General features: G+C 48.0%; 12 protein-coding genes and 4 pseudogenes. 10 read left to right on the top strand and 6 right to left on the bottom strand.

The window, feature by feature from the left end; all coding sequences use genetic code 11:
- Window positions 1–30: 30 nt before the first annotated feature.
- Window positions 31–1,833 carry a translational GTPase TypA gene (gene typA, locus DW830_RS02100; RefSeq protein WP_119248692.1) on the top strand — a complete coding sequence of 601 codons (1,803 nt, stop codon included), beginning with the start codon at window positions 31–33 and terminating at the stop codon, window positions 1,831–1,833.
- 126 nt (window positions 1,834–1,959) lie between these two features.
- The gene (locus DW830_RS02095; protein ID WP_119248735.1) at window positions 1,960–2,922 is read left to right on the top strand and encodes a bile acid:sodium symporter; all 963 of its coding nucleotides are present in this window, start codon (window positions 1,960–1,962) and stop codon (window positions 2,920–2,922) included.
- Window positions 2,923–2,980: 58 nt separating this feature from the next.
- Here DW830_RS02095 and DW830_RS02090 read toward each other — a convergent pair whose 3' ends face one another.
- The 5 genes from DW830_RS02090 to DW830_RS02070 all read right to left on the bottom strand — a co-directional run bounded on the left by DW830_RS02090 (window position 2,981) and on the right by DW830_RS02070 (window position 7,682).
- Complete coding sequence (locus DW830_RS02090; RefSeq protein WP_147487178.1) at window positions 2,981–3,889, bottom strand: hypothetical protein; 909 nt, start codon at window positions 3,887–3,889, stop codon at window positions 2,981–2,983.
- Window positions 3,890–3,911: 22 nt separating this feature from the next.
- Window positions 3,912–5,279 carry an alpha-L-fucosidase gene (locus DW830_RS02085; RefSeq protein ID WP_233544339.1) on the bottom strand — a complete coding sequence of 456 codons (1,368 nt, stop codon included), beginning with the start codon at window positions 5,277–5,279 and terminating at the stop codon, window positions 3,912–3,914.
- A 339-nt stretch (window positions 5,280–5,618) separates the two neighbouring features.
- A complete protein-coding gene (locus DW830_RS02080; protein WP_119248690.1) occupies window positions 5,619–6,104 on the bottom strand; it encodes an S-ribosylhomocysteine lyase in 486 nt (161 codons plus the stop codon).
- 41 nt (window positions 6,105–6,145) lie between these two features.
- Window positions 6,146–6,844 (bottom strand): 5'-methylthioadenosine/adenosylhomocysteine nucleosidase, encoded by a 699-nt coding sequence (locus DW830_RS02075; protein ID WP_119248689.1) that lies wholly within the window; start codon window positions 6,842–6,844, stop codon window positions 6,146–6,148.
- A gap of 160 nt (window positions 6,845–7,004) precedes the next feature.
- The gene (locus DW830_RS02070) at window positions 7,005–7,682 is read right to left on the bottom strand and encodes a porin family protein (protein WP_119248688.1); all 678 of its coding nucleotides are present in this window, start codon (window positions 7,680–7,682) and stop codon (window positions 7,005–7,007) included.
- Window positions 7,683–7,882: 200 nt separating this feature from the next.
- Here DW830_RS02070 and DW830_RS02065 point away from each other — a divergent pair.
- The 8 genes and pseudogenes from DW830_RS02065 (at window position 7,883) to DW830_RS16225 (ending at window position 19,932) form a co-directional block, all read left to right on the top strand.
- Window positions 7,883–10,392, top strand: a pseudogene (locus DW830_RS02065) (YfhO family protein).
- On the top strand, window positions 10,370–11,164 hold the full coding sequence (locus tag DW830_RS02060; RefSeq protein WP_119248687.1) for a GSCFA domain-containing protein: 795 nt from the start codon (window positions 10,370–10,372) through the stop codon (window positions 11,162–11,164). The pseudogene DW830_RS02065 and the gene DW830_RS02060 overlap by 23 nt, the downstream one beginning before the upstream one ends.
- Window positions 11,165–11,206: 42 nt before the next feature.
- Window positions 11,207–13,683 (top strand): annotated as a pseudogene (locus tag DW830_RS02055) (bifunctional UDP-N-acetylmuramoyl-tripeptide:D-alanyl-D-alanine ligase/alanine racemase).
- Window positions 13,684–13,872: 189 nt separating this feature from the next.
- Window positions 13,873–14,070 (top strand): annotated as a pseudogene (locus tag DW830_RS02050) (PTS sugar transporter subunit IIC); the annotation flags it as partial.
- A gap of 83 nt (window positions 14,071–14,153) precedes the next feature.
- A pseudogene (locus tag DW830_RS02045) lies at window positions 14,154–14,705 on the top strand (5-dehydro-4-deoxy-D-glucuronate isomerase); the annotation flags it as partial.
- 11 nt (window positions 14,706–14,716) lie between these two features.
- Window positions 14,717–16,183 carry an MFS transporter gene (locus tag DW830_RS02040; RefSeq protein ID WP_119248686.1) on the top strand — a complete coding sequence of 489 codons (1,467 nt, stop codon included), beginning with the start codon at window positions 14,717–14,719 and terminating at the stop codon, window positions 16,181–16,183.
- Window positions 16,184–16,444: 261 nt separating this feature from the next.
- On the top strand, window positions 16,445–19,771 hold the full coding sequence (locus DW830_RS02035) for a glycosyl hydrolase 2 galactose-binding domain-containing protein (protein WP_233544338.1): 3,327 nt from the start codon (window positions 16,445–16,447) through the stop codon (window positions 19,769–19,771).
- Entirely contained in the window at window positions 19,759–19,932 is a 174-nt protein-coding gene (locus tag DW830_RS16225; protein WP_233544337.1) for a glycoside hydrolase family 2 protein, read from the top strand. Before DW830_RS02035 ends, DW830_RS16225 begins: the two co-directional genes overlap by 13 nt.
- A gap of 87 nt (window positions 19,933–20,019) precedes the next feature.
- On the opposite strand, the gene DW830_RS02030 is transcribed toward DW830_RS16225, so the two are convergent.
- Entirely contained in the window at window positions 20,020–20,760 is a 741-nt protein-coding gene (locus DW830_RS02030) for a nitroreductase family protein (protein ID WP_119248734.1), read from the bottom strand.
- Window positions 20,761–21,060 lie beyond the last annotated feature (300 nt).

The following is a 21,060-nucleotide window of genomic DNA, read 5'->3' as shown; positions in this document are numbered from 1 at the left end:
CAAATTCATTAAGTATTTAAGGTAAAGGAAATGCAAGACATTAGAAACATTGCAGTTATTGCACACGTTGACCATGGTAAAACTACCTTGGTGGATAAGATGATGCTCGCTGGTAAACTGTTCCGTGACGGCCAGGATAACAGCGGCGAAGTGCTCGATTCCAACGACTTGGAGCGCGAGCGTGGTATAACCATTCTTTCAAAGAATGTGTCTATCAATTGGAAAGGTACTAAGATTAATATTCTCGATACTCCTGGACACTCTGACTTCGGTGGTGAGGTTGAGCGCGTGCTCAACATGGCAGATGGTTGCCTCCTCCTCGTCGATGCTTTCGAGGGTCCTATGCCTCAGACTCGTTTCGTGCTGCAGAAGGCGTTGCAGCTCGGACTGAAACCTATCGTTGTCGTTAACAAGGTAGATAAGCCTAACTGTCGCCCTGAAGAGGTGTACGAAATGGTGTTCGACCTGATGTGCGACCTCGATGCTACTGAGGATCAGCTTGACTTTACTGTAGTTTACGGTTCAGCTAAGAATGGCTGGATGAGCGAGGACTACAACAAGCCAACAGACAACATTGATTATTTGCTCGACAAGATTGTGGAGATTATCCCTGCTCCTAAGCAGTTGGAGGGTACTCCTCAGCTCTTGATCACATCTCTTGACTATAGCTCTTACACCGGTCGTATCGCCGTAGGTCGTGTACACCGTGGTACTTTGAAGGATGGCATGAACATCACAATCTGCCATCGCGATGGTACTCAGGAGAAGACTAAGATCAAGGAACTCCATACCTTCGAGGGTATGGGTCATAAGAAGACAGACCATGTGGATTCTGGTGACATCTGTGCCGTTATCGGTTTGGAGAAGTTCGAGATTGGTGATACCATCTGCGACTTCGAGAACCCAGAGCCACTTCCTCCAATCGCTGTAGATGAGCCTACCATGAGTATGCTCTTCACCATCAACGATTCACCTTTCTTCGGTAAGGAGGGTAAGTTCTGTACTTCACGTCATATCCAGGAACGTTTGAACAAGGAGTTGGAGAAGAACCTGGCTCTTCGTGTTCAGCCTTACGAGGATACTACTGATAAGTGGATTGTTTCTGGTCGTGGTGTGCTCCATCTCTCTGTGCTCGTTGAGACCATGCGTCGTGAGGGCTATGAGCTTCAGGTAGGTCAGCCTCAGGTTATCTACAAGGAGATTGATGGTGTGAAGTGTGAGCCTATCGAGGAGTTGACCATCAACGTTCCAGAGGAGTTCGCTTCTAAGATGATTGATATGGTTACCCGTCGTAAGGGTGATATGACCTCTATGCTGAATATGGGTGAGCGTGTGGATATCGAATTTGATATTCCTTCACGTGGTATCATCGGTCTTCGTACCAATGTGCTCACCGCTTCTCAGGGTGAGGCTATCATGGCCCACCGTTTCAAGGAGTATCAGCCATACAAGGGCGAGATCAGCCGCCGTTCCAACGGTAGCATGATTGCGCTGGAAACTGGTACAGCCTATGCTTATGCCATCGATAAGTTGCAGGATCGCGGTAAGTTCTTCATCGACCCAGGTGAGGAGGTTTACGGTGGCGAGGTGGTTGGTGAGCATGTTCACGACAACGACCTGGTGGTTAATGTAACCAAGGCAAAGCAGTTGACCAACGTCCGTGCCTCTGGTTCTGACGAAAAGGCTCGCGTGATTCCTAAGACCGTGATGAGCCTTGAGGAGTGCCTGGAGTACATCCGCGAGGATGAATACGTAGAGGTAACTCCTAAGAGTATGCGTATGCGCAAGGTGATTCTCGATCACTTGGAGCGCAAGCGTAGTAATAAAGATTAAGCTATAGCTTATATATAAATGGATCCGTGAGAATTCCCCTCTAGCCGATTGCTAGGCAGTCTGCTTGCAGGGGATTCTTTTTTTATTTAAAGATGATTCTTTATTTTTAATTTGGAATGTATGCGTATGTGGTTGTGGAAATTCTTTAGGAAATTCTCGTTGCCCTGTTCCCTGGTATTGGGAGCCGTGGGCTATCTGATCTTCGCCAATGTACCTTTCTTGGAACCTTTGGGCGATGCGGTGGGACCGAAGCTGGTGGATATGATGCCGTGGGTGCTCTTTGCCTTGCTCTATGTTACCTTCTGTAAGATTGAAATCAAGGAGATGAAACCGAAGGCTTGGCATTTCATCCTGCAGCTCATCCGAACCAGTCTGGCACTGATGATGGTGGTGCTTATCTTCGAATTCGGAGATAATTATGAAACCAAACTGGTGCTCGAAGGAGCTTTCATCTGTTTTATCTGTCCTACGGCGGCTGCCGTGGCTGTGGTCACTGAGAAACTGGGTGGCAGCATCGGTTCGTTGACAACTTATACGGTGATAGCCAATGTCTTTACGATGGTTATCATTCCTTGTCTTTTCCCGATGGTGGAGAAGGGGGCAGATGTTTCCTTTCTTTTTATGAGTGCGATGGTGTTCCGAAACGTAACCACGGTACTGGTGGTTCCTTTGCTTCTGGCTTTGCTGAGCCGCAAGTTTCTGCCTAAGTGGGTGGATAAGGTGAAGAGCGTGAAGGATTTGGGCTTCTATATGTGGTGCTTCAACCTTACTATCCTGATGGGTGAGACGGTTCGCAATATCCTCCATGCCGAGGTTTCGGGATGGATTCTTGCCTTGCTGCTCATTGTTCCGCTCTTTGTCTGTCTCATCCAGTTTGCCATTGGTAAGGCGGTGGGCAGACATTATGATGCGAGCATCAGTGCCGGTCAGGCTTTGGGACAGAAGAATACCATTGTGGGCATCTGGCTCACTCTTACTTTCCTGAATCCTCTTGCCGCCGTAGCTCCGGGTGCCTATGTGGTTTGGCAGAACCTGGTGAATGGCTGGCAGCTGTGGTATAAGGAGAAATACGGAAAACTGAAGTGGTAGCAATAAAAATAGGGTGTGGCATCAATTGATGACACACCCTATTTTTATATAGAGGATTTTATTTGCTTGTAGAAATAAAGATGCACTCGATGGTTACGTTGCCATCCATCCATTTGGCTGGAATGGTATAGGTGCCATCCTTGGCAATATCTGTCTTCTTGAGCGATTCTATCTGATCACCATGGGTAATGGTGAAGTCACCATAGGTGAATCCTGGAGCTGGAACCATCTTAACCTTGAATGGCTTGCCGTATGCCACCTTGTAGTTGTTGAGGGTAGTTCCATCTGCTGCGGTCACCATACCGTTGCGGTTAGCCTCGGTTACAGAAACAAACTCGCTGTGAGCCTTCTTCTTTGCATCACCTTCGGTCTTCAGCAAGGTGATGCGAGGAGCGTTGGTCAGGTGGATATTGATATCGTCAATATATACTACTTCATCCTGCTTCATCTCGTGAGGTGACTCAGCATGAGGAACCACTACCAGGCTATAGATATCTACACCTTCTGCACTCTTGATTGGGAATACGGCGTCAGCCCACTGGCCGGCAGGAACAGGAGTGGTTGACTTGATCCAGAACTGCTCCACTTCGTTAGACTGTCCGGCTCTGTCTCTTCTCTTTCCGAGACCTACCAGCATCACTCTTCCTTCCATCGGACGGTTGATCAATACGTGAACCACTTTTCCTGAAGGACCCAGTGCGATTGGTTTCTTCAGATCAATTCTTGCACCGAAGATGTTGGAAGCCAGTCGTGAACGCTGGAAGCCGAGCACCTTCTTGTTGGGATTGTTGGTGAGGTCAGGATTATCCACGACCTCGCAGTTGCCTGCCAGTTCTCCTGTGCGGAATGGGGAATGCTCCCATCTATCGTAAACTCCCACAGATTTGTAATCCTGGGTGTCGAACTTAATTTCTTGTCCCATTGCAGCCAATGGTAACAAACACAATGCTATGAGTAATTTCTTCATATTCGTAGTGTAGAGTCAAAGTTTAAAATACTTTAATGGAATGTAACAAAGGACAAGCCTTGCTGTCGTCGATGACAACCTTCAGACCTTTTACCTGATAGCCTTTGCCGTAACTGTCTGATGTGCTGCCGTTCAACGGGATGATGCGCTTGTATCCGATGGTGGTAGTGGTGCACTTCTCTGCGATAGGTTTCCATGTCTTTCCGTCTTCAGAGATTTCGATATGGAACTTTCTTACTCGCTGACCTTTGCGGATGTACTCCATCATATCCACATAGCGAACGGTCTGTGGCTTGTCCCAGTTGAAGGTGATGGTAGCCTGCTTCACGCCATCATCAGTAGCCCAATAGGTATTCTTGTTGTTATCAGTCAGGTTCTTGGCTGCATAGTTGCGGTTGGCACCAGCCTGACGGGTATTGCTTACGGTAACCTTTGCCTTCTGTGCCAGGTCTTTGCCCAGACGGGTACGAATCATGTTGCCCATATCCTTGAGGACGCGAACATCGATATCAGGTAGCAAACCGCTCTTGTCTGGAGGGCAGTTTAAGATCAGAGTAGCATTTCTACCTACAGTCTCCAGATACATCTGGAAGAGGCGCTCTACAGAGAGAGGCTTCTCGCCCTCGTGCCAGAACCATCCCTTGTCGGTGAGCTTGGCATCGCTCTCTCCCGGGTCCCACTGCCATCCGTCTTCGGTACCATACATACCGTTGCTTTCAGGTGCATAACCTCTTTCGTCGGTGAGCCAGTTGGTTTCGCCTGCCCATCCTGCCTCGTTGCCAATCCATCTTGACTCAGCACCTACACCCCAGAGGATGATGTCAGGACAAACCTTGTGGATGGAATCTCTGAGGTTAGGAATATCATAATAGGTAGAACGATCTACGTTCACGGTCGTATTGCGTCCGCCGTAGTATCCGTCACCACCGTTGGCACCGTCGAACCACATTTCAAACTGGTCTTTGCCATACTGTGCCAACTCTGCGCACTGGCGCAGGAAAACATCGTTTACATACTTCTCAGTGCCGTAGTATTTGCTGTTTCTATCCCATGGAGAAACATAGAAGCCGTACTTCATACCCAGGTTGCGTGCAGCCTTGGCAAAGTCGCGAGGAATGTTGGTGGTCTTACCGTTCTCATTGCCGGCATTGACGATGGAATGGTCAGTTGTAGATGTAGGCCAGAGGCAGAAACCGTCATGATGCTTGACTACTGCGATACCGCCCTTCATGCCTGCAGCCTTTACGGCCTTGAGCCATTGAGTAGGGTTAGGCTTCTTGGTAGGAGCAAAAAGGGTTACGTCTTCACTTCCGAGTCCCCATTCTCTGTTGGTATAGGTATTTATGCCATAATGGAAGAAGGCATAGAATTCAGTCTCCTGCCATTTCATCTGCGATCGCTTGGAACAGGGAATACAGCTGTAGGCTCGTTGTCTGGATTAGGCAACGACTGCTGCTTTACTTGGAAAACACTCTGGGAGTGGCCAGCCATGGCAGTCATGACGAAGGACACCCCTATAAAAACTTTTTTGATGTTCATGGTTGTTGTATTTAAATCGATACACTTTAATCTTACCATAATAATAGATGTATATAATAGTTATTGATGCTATTGGTGATAGTTACTAATGATTCATCTGTAAAGATAGGAGTTTTATAAATAGTAACAAAACTTTTCTGGTTAATTAAATATAAACGCGCAATTTTGCTTTGCGGGCGTTTGTATAGGGTTAGTCTTGTGTAGGATAAATCAAATTCTCTTTGGTGATGCAGTTGAGCACCTCTTCCAAATATTTTTTCGATTCATACTTTGCCATAGGCAGGTCGTGGAGCAGATAGTTACCGCAATCCTTGGCTGCCTGTCCAGGAATTTCTCCTTCGAAGTCGGCTACAAACTGGAAGGTGCGCTTCATCAGTTCTACGATGTCCTTGCTCTCCAGGTCGCCCTTGATGAGGAGGTAGTTGCCGGTGAGGCATCCCATTGGCCCCCAGTAGATGATGCGGTCTTTCCATTCCTCATCGTTGCGCAGGTAGGTGGCTGCCAGGTGTTCGATGGTATGGATGGCACCGTTGTGGAGGCAAGGCTCCTGGTTAGGCACCTTCATGCGGATATCGAAGGTTGTGACGACTTCTCCGCCTACTTCGTCCTTGCGGCTTACGTAGATGCCGCGGAGTAACTTGTTATGATTGATGGTAAAACTTGGAATCTTATTCATTTTACTTTGAACTTTGAATATTGAACTTTTTACTTTGAATGTTACAGACTTTCGAGGAAAGCCTTGGTGACATTGAATGATCCTTCTGCCATTTTAGCCCAGAAGTCGAAGTACTGCTGTGCCTTGGTATCCTTCAGAGGCACATCGCTGATGATGCGGAAGGAGATGAAAGGAGTCTTGTAGATGTGGCAGGTCTGTGCGATGGAGCAGCTTTCCATATCCACAGCCATGGCATGAGGGAAGTGCTCCAGGATAGAGCGCATCTTCTCCTTGCTATCTACGAACCATTCTCCGCTTACAATCTGTCCGGCATGAATCTTTGGATGCTGGTTGTCTGGCAGTTCATTGATGGCAAGTGCCTTCTCAACATACTCCTTTGGGGTGTTGAAGGTGGCTGGCATGCCGAGGATCTGACCGTACTCGCACTCGTCGCCGCAGTAAACATCGTGATATACACAGTCGGTAGCTACCACCACTTCGGTAACATTGAGGTTGATATCGGCGCCTCCAGCCACACCCGAAGAGATGACGAGGTCTGGGTGGTAATTGTCAATCATTTCCACAGCTCCGATGGCGCTGTTCACCTTTCCGATGCCGCACTGCTGCATCACTACTTCATTCTCGCCGATCTTTCCGATGACGAAGTCCTTATGATTCTTTCGCTCAGTCTGCGATTCTGTCAATAATGTCTTGAGTTGCGTGAACTCCTTGTCCATCGCAACGATAATTCCTATTTTCATATTGATTTATTTCTATTTTGGGTGCAAAGTTACAAAATAAATCCCATAAAAAACATTTCCCCACCTATATTTTATAATAGGCAGAGAAATGTTATCCAAGTTTCGCAAGTTCTGAATGTTACATTATTATATTGCAAACTACGAAAAATGTATGGTTCTATTAGAAGTTCACTCCGAAATTGAGCAAGAGAGCTCCATTATGCGATTTGTCAAAACTGTCGTGGCAGATGTTGGCAAGACCGATGTCGTAGCTGAGATCGGCATAGAACATATCGTAGCCGATGCCGCAACCGATGCGCAGACCACCATCCAGACGGCGGAAATTGTCGCTGCGGAAGGAACTCTGGGCCTCTCGCTCGGCAAAGTTCTTGATCTTGCCACCTACACCCACTGCGAAGTAACCGCCGAATTGTGGCTGGATGGAGAAGTGGTCATCTACATCATACTTGTATTTCAACACCGCAGGAATCTGCAGGTAGTTGAGGTCGTAGGTCATCTTTTTGCCGGAAACCAGATCTTTCTTGCCACCTTTTTCTATATAGGAGAGACCCGTCTCCAGATACAGAGGCGCAGTATCCGTGAGCGGAATGCCGGCAACTACGCCTACGTTGAGGCCCGTCTGCCAGTCGCCGCCATCCAGACGGGAATCATCCGAATTCACGTAGGTGAATGCCGGACCGATTCGGAAACCGAAGTATGGAGCACCATAACTGTGGTCGTATCTGTAGTCGAGATGTCCTGTCTTCTTGTTGTAATATCTACTATTCTTATAGTTCTGAGCCGTTGATGGAATCACTGCCAGGAGTATTGCCATCATGATAAATGCGATTCTTTTCATATTGATGTGATTTTAATTATTATCTGGTGCAAAGGTATGAATTTTCGGTCATCTTGCAGCGTGAGAATCCCTATAATGATGGGGGGAAAACCCTATTGCGTCTTTTCTTCGATAAAAAAAGTAAAAAGTTTCTTCTATTATTTTGTAGTGTCTTCATTTCTCATTATCTTTGCACCAAATTATAAACGTTTATAGAAAAGATGAAATTATTCAAGAAGTATCTACTGGATATTCTGGTAGTGATTGTTTTTGCAGTGATCTCTTTCGTGTACTTCATGCCTGCCGACATGGACGGACGAATTCTGTTCCGACACGACTCGGCGGCGAGCAAGGGATTGGGACATGAGAAAGAGCTTTTCCAACAGCAGACTGGCGAGACAACCCGTTGGACCAACTCTGTGTTTGGTGGTATGCCAACCTATCAGATGTCGCCTTCGTACGGCAGTACCCAGGTGCTCAATCAGGTAACGAAGGCTTATCATCTTTGGTTGCCTGATTATGTATGGTATGTGTTTGTCTATCTCCTGGGCTTTTATATCATGCTCCGTGCCTTCGATTTCCGACAATCGCTGGCGGCGCTGGGTTCCATCATCTGGGCATTCTCATCCTACTTCTTTATTATCATTGCAGCAGGTCATATCTGGAAGGTATGGGCTTTGGCCTATCTGCCTCCTATGATTGCAGGTGTGGTACTGGCTTATCGGGGTAAGTATCTGAAAGGTCTGCTCCTCACCGCCATCTTCTCGGCTTTCGAGGTGAATGCCAACCACGTGCAGATGACCTATTATTATCTCTTCATCATCCTCTTCATGGTGATTGCCTTCCTGGTAGATGCCATCAAGAAGGGTGAACTCGCCCGTTTTGGCAAGGCAACGGCGGTATGTGCCGTGGGTGCTCTCATCGGTATCTCGCTCAACCTCTCCAACCTGTATCATACCTGGCAGTATGGTCAGGAAACCATGCGTGGAAAGAGCGAACTGGTGAAGAAGAATGCTGCTAACCAGACCAGCAGTGGTTTGGATAGAGACTATATCACCCAGTGGAGCTATGGTATTGATGAAACCTGGACGCTTCTGATTCCTGATGCCAAGGGTGGTGCTTCCGTACCTCTCGCCCAGAATACGCAGGCGATGGAGAAGGCGGATCCTAACTTCGTGCAGATTTATCAGCAGCTCGGACAGTACTGGGGCAACCAGCCTGGTACGAGCGGTCCTGTATATGTAGGAGCATTCGTATGCATGCTCTTCGTTCTCGGCTTGTTTATTGTCAAGGGTCCGATGAAGTGGGCATTGCTGGCTGCCACCATCCTGAGCGTCCTGCTCTCCTGGGGTAGAAACTTCATGCCGTTCACCGATTTCTTCCTTGATTACATTCCGATGTATGCCAAGTTCCGAACGGTGGCTTCTATCCTCGTGATAGCCGAGTTCACCATTCCGTTGCTTGCCATGATGGCTTTGAAAAAAATCATCGATGAGCCGGAGATACTCACCAGTAAGATCAAACTGGTATATGCCAGCTTTGGTCTGACGGCAGGCTTCTGTCTGCTCTTTGCCCTGATGCCGGGTGTTTTCTTCCCTGATTTCATTTCCGTTCAGGAACTCAGGCGTTGCAGCAGTTGCCGGCAGAATACCAGGGACCGATCATGAGCAATCTCATCGAGATTCGCAAGAGTATCTTTACTTCTGATTGCTGGCGCTCGTTCTGGGTCATCGTCATCGGCTCAGCCTTCCTGCTGCTTTACAAGATGAAGAAGTTGGGTGCTGAGTATATGATTGCCGGCATCGCCGTGCTCTGTCTGGTTGATATGTGGATGGTGAACAAGCGTTATCTCTACGATGATATGTTCGTAGATAAGAACGTGCGCGATACTCCTCAGCAGATGACGGAGACCGATAAGATTATCTGCCGCGACAAGGCGCTCGATTACCGTGTGCTCAATCTTGCTTCCAATACCTTCAATGAGAATGAGACCTCTTATTACCACAAGAGCATCGGCGGTTATCATCCAGCTAAGCTCCGTCGCTATCAGGAGATGATCGATGCACATATTGCTCCTGAGATGCAGAAGACGATGAAGGCAGTGGCTGAGGCTGGTGGTGATATGACTAAGGTGAATGGAGACAGCATCTTCCCGGTTTTGAACATGCTCAATACCAAATACTTCATCCTGCCTTTGCAGGGCGGTCAGACGGTTCCTGTACAGAACCCATATGCCTACGGCAATGCCTGGTTTGTGGATGAGGTGCAGTATGTCAACAATGCCAACGAGGAGATTGATGGTGTGGGAAAGGTCAACCTCCGTCATGTGGCGGTGGCTGATGCCAAGTTCAAGGAGCAGTTGGCTCAGAGCGTGAAGCAGGATGATACTTCGGTGGTGAAGATGATCCAGTATAAGCCAAACAACCTCACCTACGAGGTGAAGTCGAGCAAGGGCGGCGTCATCGTCTTCTCTGAGATTTACTATCCTGGATGGACTGCTACCGTAGATGGTCAGCCTGTAGAACTGGGACGTGTGGATTATATCCTCCGTGCCATCAACGTGAAACCGGGCAACCACAAGGTGGTACTCGACTTCCATCCTCAGTCGCTCAAGAATACAGAGATGGTAGCTTATATCGGCTATGGTGTTCTGGTACTCCTTATTATAATAGGTATAGGGGTGGAAATCAAAAAGCGCAAGAAGACAGATGATGTTTCGAACAGAAATTGATATTCCGAAGGCCGACTTCGAGATACAACCGGCAGAGCAGATGCTCTTCGTGGGCAGTTGCTTTGCCGACAATCTGGGTCGCCGATTTGTGGAGAATCGCTTCCGTGCCACGGTGAATCCCTTCGGTGTGATGTATAATCCGGCAAGCATTCTCCATACGGTAGAGAAATGTACCGGGGTGCATCCTCGTGTGGCAGTCTTTACGCTAGGTACGAACCACGTGTATATTCTGAAGGAAACGGGCGAGATTGTGGATAACTGCCAGAAGCGACCCCAGCGCCTTTTCGAGGAAAAGGAACTGAGTGAAGAGGAATGTGCCGGGTATCTGCAAAAGGCGATTGATTTACTGAAAGCTGAAAAGGTAATCATCACCGTAAGCCCCATCCGTTATGCCAAATACGGCTATCATGGAAGTCAGCTTTCGAAAGCTACGCTTCTGTTGGCTGCAGACCGCTTGGTGAAGGCGAACCCTGGTGTGGTGAGCTATTTTCCTGCTTACGAAATCATGAACGATGAACTTCGTGATTACCGTTTCTACAAGGAAGATATGCTGCACCCGAGCAATCAGGCGGTAGAATATATCTGGGAGAAATTCCGGGAAACCTATTTCGGCAAGGCTGCCGAGCTGTTTCTGGAAGACTGGCGTCCCATCCGGGAAGCCCTCGGACACAAGCCCTTCAACCCCGATAGCGAGGAACATCAGAAGTTCATCGCCAGAACGGAAGAAAGGAAAAGATTGTTCGAGAAAAAGTATGGGTTAGTGAAGGGCTGAAAGCCCAAAAGCATAATATAGAACATTTAAAGTATTAAGACAATGACATATACTATTGAAAAGGTAACCACACTGATAGGTGCGCGTCGCTATGGAGACAATGATACCAACATCGGTTTTATCCTGACCGATAGTCGTTCACTTTGTTTCCCAGAGGAAACTCTGTTTTTTGCACTCAAGTCTGAGCGCAATGATGGTCATAACTACATCCCTGAACTGTATCGCAGAGGTGTGAAAAACTTTGTGGTAACTGATGTCCCTAAAGGCTATGCTTCTGATTATCCGGAGGCTAACTTCCTGAAGGTGGTCAATACGCTGGAGGCTCTTCAGCGTCTGGCTGAGCGCATCGTGATGAATTCAATATCCCTATCGTGGGTATTACGGGTTCCAATGGCAAGACGATGGTCAAGGAGTGGCTCTATCAGCTGCTCTCGCCAAGCATGTTCGTTACCCGCAGCCCTCGCAGTTACAATTCTCAGATAGGTGTGCCATTGTCTGTCTGGCTGATGAACGAGCAGACCCAGGTAGGTGTCTTCGAGGCGGGTATCAGTCAGCCTGGCGAGATGCTTGCCCTTCGTGACATCATCCAGCCTGCCATCGCCGTTCTTACCAATGTGGGTTCTGCCCATCAGGAGAACTTCTCTTCCCTGGAGGAGAAGTGCCGTGAGAAGCTCATCCTCTTCCATGATGCTGAAACCGTGGTTTATGATGGCGATGATGAGGTGATTACCAAGGTGGTGGCTGAATATCCTGATTATAAAGGCGAGAAACTCTTCTGGTCGCTTAAGAACCCTGAGGCTCCTTTCTATGTCAAGAAGATAGAGAAGCAGCAGAGCGTGAGCGTCATCAACTATATATATAAAGGTGTAGAGGATAGCTTCTCCATTCCTTTCATCGATGATGCTTCCATCCAGAACTCCATCATCTGTGCTACTGTCGCTTCCAAGCTCGGACTCTCTGCCGAGGACATCGACAAGCGTATGGCACAGCTCGAACCGGTTGCGATGCGACTGGAGGTAAAGGTGGGTCAGCACGGCTGTACTCTCATCAACGACAGTTACAACAGCGATATCAACTCACTCGACATCGCTCTCGACTTCATGAATCGCCGTCCTGATCATCGTGGTCGTCGCCATACTTTGATCTTGAGCGATATCTATCAGAGTGGTCAGACTCCCGAGGCTCTATATAAAGAGGTGAGCGATCTCGCCCGCAAGCGTGGCGTAGTAAAGTTCATCGGTATTGGTCCGGAACTCTGCAAGCAGCATGATACGATTCAGATTTCAGAAAAGTTCTTCTTCCCGAATGTGGAGGAGTTTATCAATAGCGAGGTCTTTGCCTCCCTCCGCGATGAGGTTATCCTCCTGAAGGGTGCCCGCCAGTTTGGTTTCGATCAGCTTACCGAACTGCTGGTGCAGAAGGTGCATGAAACCACCCTAGAGGTCAACCTGAATGCGGTGGTTGCCAACCTCAACTACTACCGTGCCTTTATGAAACCGGAAACAAAACTGGTCTGCATGATCAAGGCGGATGGCTATGGTGCCGGAGCGGTAGAGATTGCCAAGACCCTGCAGGATCATCGTGTAGATTATCTGGCTGTAGCTGTAGCCGATGAGGGTGTCACCCTTCGCAAGAACGGTATCACCAGCAACATCATGATCATGAACCCGGAGATGACAGCCTTCAAGACCATGTTCGATTACGACCTGGAGCCTGAGGTGTATTCTTTCCGATTGCTCGATGCACTCATCAAGGCTGCCGAGAAGGAGGGTGTCACCGGATTCCCTGTTCACATCAAGCTCGATACCGGTATGCATCGCATGGGCTTCGATCCAGAAAACGATATGGAGGAGCTTATCGGTAAGCTGAAGCACCAGAATGCCATCATCCCTCGTTCCGTATTCTCTCACTTCGTGGGAAGCGATGACGATAGTTTCGATGATTTCTCAGCCCATCAGTTTGAACTCTTCGATAAGGGAAGCCGACAGTTGCAGGCTGCCTTCGACCATAAGATCCTGCGCCATATCTGCAATTCGGCAGGTATCGAGCACTTCCCGGAGCGCCAGTTGGATATGTGCCGCCTGGGTCTCGGACTCTATGGCATCAACTCCCGCAATAATAAGACCATCAACTGCGTGAGCACCCTGAAGACTACCATCCTCCAGATGCACAACGTGAAGGCGGGCGATAGTGTAGGCTATAGTCGCAAGACCATCCTCGATAAGGACAGTGTCATTGCTGCCATTCCTATCGGATATGCTGATGGCTTGAACCGCCGTCTCGGCAATCGCCATGCCTACTGTCTGGTTAACGGTCAGAAGGCAGATTATGTAGGCAACATCTGTATGGATGTGGCGATGATTGATGTCACCGGCATCAACTGCAAGGAAGGTGATAGCGTGGAAATCTTCGGCGAGCATCTTCCTGTTCAGGTGTTGAGTGATATTCTGGAGACAATTCCTTACGAAGTGCTGACCACCATCAGCAACCGAGTGAAGAGGGTTTATTACCAGGATTAAGCGTGAAAAGAAGCGTTGCTGGCGACAATAAATCGTGCAAAAACGTATAAAAAACGATAAATCCCATCCGAAAAGCTCGGATGGGATTCTTTTTTGCGTAAATTTTTCCATTAAAACGTATTGAATATGAATAAAAAAGTGTATCTTTGCAAGCAACAAATCATCTAAAAACAAGCAAGGGTGCACTTGGTAATCCTGATTCCGGTTATTCTTGCCATCGCCGTCTTCCTGCCAGGCAACCAGTTCTTGCCATTGGCATCATTGGCAGGTATGTTCTACCTCTTCCCAATGATCTTGCCATTTACCAAGGGTAATGTGGTGAAGACACTGTTCATCGGTTGGGTAGCCCTGATTACGTTGGTATGGGTGTGCTCACCATTTTCACCATCGCCCTGCTGGTTCTCAACCGCCAGCGCATCGTGAAGGAAGAAAAGGCTGCAAAAAGGTAAAAATATAAAAACAAAATAGCAATGAAGAAATTAACGTTAATATTAGCAGCAATGGTATTAACAGCAAGTCAGGCTTTTGGCCAGTGTGGTAAGTGTGGATACGAGGTGAAGGCAGAAAATGCCTACACTAATTATAACGTTCGTTATGCGAGCAATCCGATGGATGCCAAGCATTATACAACAGACCGTCTTCGCAGCGAGTTCGCTATCGAGAAAGTGTTCGCTCCAGGTGAAGTAAACTGGACCTACACCATGTTCGACCGTTTCCTCATCGGTGGTGCTGAGCCAACAACCGCTCCTTTGAAGCTCACTTCTATCGCTCCGCTTTATACCGATAAGCCAAACGATCAGAAGAATCTGCTCGACAACCGTGAGTTGGGTATCATCAATATCGGTGGCGAGGGAACAGTTACCATAGATGGCAAGAAATATACTCTTGGTTTCCAGGAGGCTCTCTATGTAGGTCGTGGTGCCAAGAGCATCGAGGTAAGCAGCAAGGATGCTGCCAAGCCTGCTAAGTTCTATATGAACAGTGCCTGCGCTCATCAGACCTATCCTACCAAAACGCTTAAAAACTGAGACAAATGAGTCCTATTTCAACAAGTAAAATGTCCAACTTCCGTTGGGTAATCTGTGCGTTGCTTTTCATTGCCACCACAGTCAATTACATGGACCGCCAGGTTCTGTCATTAACATGGAAAGACTTCATCGCTCCAAAATTCCACTGGACTGATGACGACTACGGTACGATTACCGGTCTTTTCTCCATCTTCTATGCCATCGCCAACCTCTTTGCAGGTAAGTTCGTAGATTGGATGGGTACCAAGAAGGGTTATCTCATCGCCATCTTCGTATGGTCAACCGGTGCTGTGATGCACGCAGGTTGCGGTTGGGTAGCTATGCAGATCGAGGGTTACGATTCTATCGAGGCACTCCGCATGGTACAGGCTGGCAGCGATGCAGCAGTAGCTATCGCCACCATCAGTGTATGGCTGTTCCTCTCTTGCCGCTTGATTCTTGCAGTGGGTGAGGCTGGTAACTTCCCTGCAGCTATCAAGGTTACAGCGGAGTATTTCCCAAAGAAAGACCGTGCGTTCTCTACTGCCATCTTCAACAGTGGTGCCTCTGTAGGTGCCTTGGCTGCACCAGCTACCATTCCGTTGTTGGCTCGCAGCATGGGCTGGGAGTGGGCTTTCATCATCATCGGTGTGCTCGGTTATGTATGGATGGGGCTCTGGGTGTGGCTTTATGAGAAGCCAGCAAAGAGTAAGCATGTGAACAAGGCTGAGCTTACTTACATTGAGCAGGATGAAGACCTGGAAAATGTTGAGGCTGAGAAAACAGAGGCTACAGAGGCTGTAGAGGAGAAGACAATCGGCTTCCTCAAGTGCTTCAGCTATCGCCAGACCTGGTCGTTCATCGTGGGTAAGTTGATGACCGATGGTGTATGGTGGTTCTTCCTCTTCTGGGCTCCTGCTTACTTCTCTGATCAGTATGGTTACTCTTCAGACTCTGGTATGGGTATCGCCCTCATCTTCACTCTTTATGCGATTGTTACGGTTTTGAGTATCGGTGGCGGTTACTTGCCAACCTATTTTGTGGATAAGAAGGGTATGAATCCATATATCGGTAGAATGCGTGCGATGTTGATCTTCGCCTGCTTCCCATTGCTCGGTCTGATTGCTCAGCCTATGGGTGAGTACAGTGCATGGTGGCCAGCTATCATCATCGGTTTGCTCGGTGCGGGTCATCAGGCTTGGTCTGCCAATCTCTATTCTACCATCGGTGATATGTTCCCTAAGTCAACTGTGGCTACCATCACTGGTATTGGTGCGATGGCGGGTGGTATCGGTTCTTTCCTCATCAACAAGGGTTCCGGTATGCTCTTCACCTACGCAGAGGGTCAGGGTTCTGCCTTCACCTTCATGGGCTTTGATGGCAAGCCAGGTGCTTATATGATTGTATTCTGCATCTGTAGTGTGGCTTACCTCGTAGGCTGGTGCATCATGAAGGCTTTGGTTCCAAAGTACAAGCCTATTGTCGTAGAGTAATTGATGGTTGACGGTTGATCGTGAAACATCAAGATAACGTAAACCGTTAAAATGAAATGAGTACTAGTTAAATTGAAATTCAATGATAGAAGCGCAGCGGACTATTTGCCCGTTGCGCTTTTTCTTTGTTTTTATAGGGCATTGGCTATTTTTTTGCCCTAAAATACGCAAGAATAAATAAATTGGTTTAAAATATTTGTGCGTATAATTTTTTTTGTAACTTTGCACAAAACTTAGTATATTACTTAAACTTAAAAAATAATGAAGAAAGCAGTTGTGGTTATAGCTTTACTCAGTCAGGCTCTGGGCTTGACTTATGCCGACGATCAGACCGGGACAAGGGGTATCGGACAGTATCCGGGACGCCCATCTCAGTTTACGGCTCCTCAAATGGTGAAGGATGATACCTATAGGAATATCGCCTTGAACCGTATGGTATATACTTCCTCGAATGCCGATTTCAATCTTACAGGTCATCTGGTAACAGATGGTATCATCACCAGCAAGGCTCCTTCCTTCCTGAGTGTAAGAACGAATGAAGGCGAGTTGTCCAACCGTGACAAGGAGAAGATGATTGATGGCAACACGGTCACCAGTCAGTATATCAAGGGCGAGAAGGCTTTTGCTGAGTTCAATTGGGAAGCCATGAAGGTAAACCTCAAAAATCTGAAGTTTACAGGTGAATTGGCTTACTATCAGGACAAGGCTACTCAGGGGTATGTGATTCGTGTGATGGGTTCACACAATGGTACGAAATGGGAGGTGCTGGGTGAAGAGAAAGGCACCGGACTTCCTGGCGAGGCTACCAAACAGCAGGTAAGTTCCGACCCAAACAAGTTCCAGGATGTGGTGCGACTGCCGCTCCGCAAGCTGAATGTTTCCATTCCTTTGAAGAAACCGGGCAACTATGAGCATGTTCGCATCGAGTTTACTATGCCGGGTGCTGCGTGGTGGCGCGTCAAACTCATTGATAATACCACTTCATGGCGTCCATCCATGCACTTCTCAAGTGTATGGAAGTCTGAATTGGCAAAGAATGTCCAGTGGCTCTATGTAGATCTGGGTACTGTGGCTGATTTCGATCAGGTGAATCTCTTCTGGGTCAACAAGGCTCGCCAGGGCAAGATTCAGGTTTCCAGTGATGCCAGAAACTGGAATGATATCGCTACACTGGGTCAGCAGAAGCAGAAGGGCTTGACCGAGAAGGTGGCTTGCAAGGGGCATGGCAGATATGTGAGATTGCTGCTTACCCAGCCGGATGCTTCCGGTCGCTATGCCTTATCTGAGATGCAGGTGATGGGTAAGGGTGGCTTGCGTGCCGAGGCAGCCAACACTTTGGCTTCTAAGAATGGCAAGCAGATGCTCAACCAGTGGCAGCTGCGCCGTGAGGGAAGTGATGCCTGGATTCAGGCTACCGTTCCTGGAACCGTGCTCACCAGCTATATGAATATCGGTGCGGTGCCTGATAACCGCTACGATGATAATATGCGACAGATTTCCGAGTCGTTCTTCAATTCTGATTTCTGGTATCGTACTACCATCAACCATCAGCCATCTGCCAACAAGAACCAGCATACCTATCTCAACTTCGATGGTATCAACTGGAAGGCGGATATCCTCCTCAATGGTGAGAAGCTCGGCAGAATCGATGGTGCCTTTATCCGCTCTCGCTTCGACGTGACCAAGAAGTTGAAGCCGGGTGCCAACAAGCTCGAGGTGCATGTCATCAAGAATGCCCACTTCGGCGTAGTGAAGCAGAAAAATCTCCAGAATACCGACCTCAACGGTGGTGAGTTGGGTGCTGATAATCCAACCTTCCACGCATCCATCGGCTGGGACTGGATTACCAATACCCCAGGTCGTGAAATCGGTATCTGGAATGATGTCTATCTCACCCACGATAATGGTGTGAGCGTTTCCGATCCGCTGGTAACATCTACTTTGAATCTGCCGGATACATTGGCAACCATGACTCCATCTGTCTTCCTGAAGAATGCAGATGCTGTGGCTAAGACCGTGAAGCTTTCCGGTTTTATCGGTAAGATCCAGTTCGAGCAGGAAGTTACCCTGCAGCCAAACGAGAAGCGTGAGGTGGCTTTCGCTCCAGCTGATTATCCTCAGCTCAAGAACCAGCGCATGAATCTCTGGTGGCCTAACGGCTATGGTTCACCTTATTTATATGATGCCGGTTTCAAGGTATCTGACAAGGCTTCAGGCGAGGTAATCTCTGAGATCAACTATAAGGCAGGTATTCGCCAGATGAGCTATGCCGACCTGGATACCCAGACCAAGATCTACATCAATGGCAAGCGATTGAATCCATTGGGTGGTAACTGGGGATTCTCTGAGACCAATCTCAACTATCGTGGACGTGAATACGATACAGCCGTTCGCTACCATAAGGAGATGAACTACAATATGATTCGCGACTGGGTAGGTCAGATTGGTGATGAGGAACTGTATGAGGCATGCGATAAGTATGGTATCATGATCTGGCAGGACTTCTGGTTGGCTAATCCATGGGACGGACCGGATCCTGATGACGACAAGATGTTCCTCGAGAACTCTGCCGATTACATCTCCCGCATCCGCAGCCATGCTTGTATCGGTATCTATTGCGGTAGAAACGAGGGCTTCCCTCCTGCATCCATCGACAAGGTGCTGAGAGAGCAGGTCAAGGATATCCATCCACAGTTGGGTTATATTCCTAGCTCAGCCGACCTGGGTGTCAGCGGTCATGGTCCTTACCAGATGAAGTCACCATCTTTCTACTTCGCTAACCAGAGCCATAAGCTGCATTCAGAGCGTGGTATGCCGAATGTGCCTACCTTCGAATCTCTGAGCAGAATGATGGAACCGGAGCATCTGTGGCCACAGAGCGATGCTTGGGGACAGCATGATTATACATTGAAGGGTGCCCAGGGTGGTGAGTCTTTCAACAACATCATGGAGAAACGTTATGGCAAGCCTCAGAGTGCTGAGCAGTTTACCAAGTGGGCACAGTGGCTCAACTATGATGGCTACCGTGCGATGTACGAGTCTTCTCAGCAGGACCGTCTTGGTTTGCTCATCTGGATGAGTCATGCCTGCTGGCCAAGCATGGTATGGTGTACCTACGATTATTACTTCGAGCCAACTGCAGCATACTTTGGTGTGAAGAAGGCTTGCGAACCATTGCATATCCAGTATAATCCGGTGAAGAAGGTTGCCGAGGTGGTCAACTTTGCCGGTGGTGCCAAGAATGGCTTGCTTGCCAAGGCTCAGGTCTTTGATATGTACGGAAAGTTGATCAAGGAGGAGAGTAAGGAAGTGAATGTGGCGGAAGACCAGACCCTCGATGCCGTTAGCGTAAGTGAACCGGATGAGGAGGTTTACTACATCAAGTTAACTCTGGAGCAGAACAACCAGGTGGTTTCCGACAACTTCTATGTGATGGGTAAGGAAGAGGACAATCTCCAGGCTCTCTCTAAGTTGCCAAAGGCTGATGTTGCTGTCAGCGGCAAGCGTTTCGTCCAGCAGGGTGAAGAGTGGGTTGGCGAGGTAGAGATCCGCAATACCGGCAATGTACCTGCCTCTTGGTTCGCCTGAACCTGAAGGGTGGTGATGGTGAGCAGATCCTCCCTGTTATCTACAGCGATAACTACTTCTGTCTGATGCCGAATGAGTGCAAGACGATCAAGGTATCTTATCGTGATGAGGATGGAAGAGGTCAGGCTCCATACGTAGAGATTACCGGTTTTAATAAGTAGTTTCTGATAGATATCAGAATATCATAAATATCAGAATATCATAAAAAAGCGCATCGGCGAGATTAACTTGCTGATGCGCTTTTTTATTTACTTGAGGAATCCCTGCTGCTTGAGGGCATCAAGGAATCCGATACTCATGGCTTCGCAATCCTTCTTGGTATATCGGATATCGGTGAAAACCTGGGCTAATGTTTCTACGTTGTTGATGCGTACAAACTCCTGGTTCTCTTCCAGTGCTTCCTTCTCGGCATAGAAGTCATCAATCTTTTCTGGGGTATAATCCTCGAAATGCTCGTTGTGGATGATGCTTCTCAATGGCAGACGGTCGCTCTGGGCAGGCTGCTCATCCGGCCATCCGATGGTAAGGGTAGCCACTGGCATCACGAGTTTCGGCAACTTCAGGGTGTCGATAATCATCTTTGGCATATACACCGTGGTGCCCAGGAAGCAGGTTCCCAGACCTGCCTCTTCTGCCAGATTGGTAAAGGTCTGTGTGAAGAGCAGTGCATCGGTAGCCGCATTCATAAACGAGAGAATGTTGTCGTATCCTGGGTTTCCCTTGCGGTTTTCTGCCCAGAGTGTGGTGCGGCGGTAGTCGGCACAGATGGTGAGTACCACAGGAGCGCCTGTCACCATCGGTTGATTGAAGTGGGCAGGCGCTAAAGCCTTCTTTCCCTCTTCGCTGCGGGTTACCACTACGCTGTAGAGCTGCAGGTTTCCCATGGTAGGAGTGCGCATCGCCTCTTCCAGCAACTGGTTCAAAAGTTCATCTGTTACCTCTCTGTCGGCATATTTGCGAATCGAGGTTCTTTTCTTGATTGATTCCATATCTTGTTTCTTTTTATATTTCTCTATGTTTATATCTTTCTGCAAAGATAGTGAAAGTTTCCCAAAAAGAACACGGTTCTTTTACATTTTTCGCTTCATAATAGCCTTTTCGTGCGTTTTTTGATGAAATATCTGCCCAAACGTTTCATATTTTAGAAATATTGTTTTAATTTTGCAGCTAATTATTAAACGTTTGATATGGAATATACTGAAAATATGACTTTCGAAGAGGCGAGCCACGCCTTGATGAAAGATTTGAAGACCCGATTGGCTGACCTACACGAGCATTTCGATGCGGAG

This window comes from Prevotella sp. AM34-19LB (assembly GCF_003468525.1).
Lineage (GTDB): Bacteria > Bacteroidota > Bacteroidia > Bacteroidales > Bacteroidaceae > Prevotella.
Note: the sequence above shows the minus strand (reverse complement) of the source record. Positions and strands in the feature narration are given on the sequence as shown.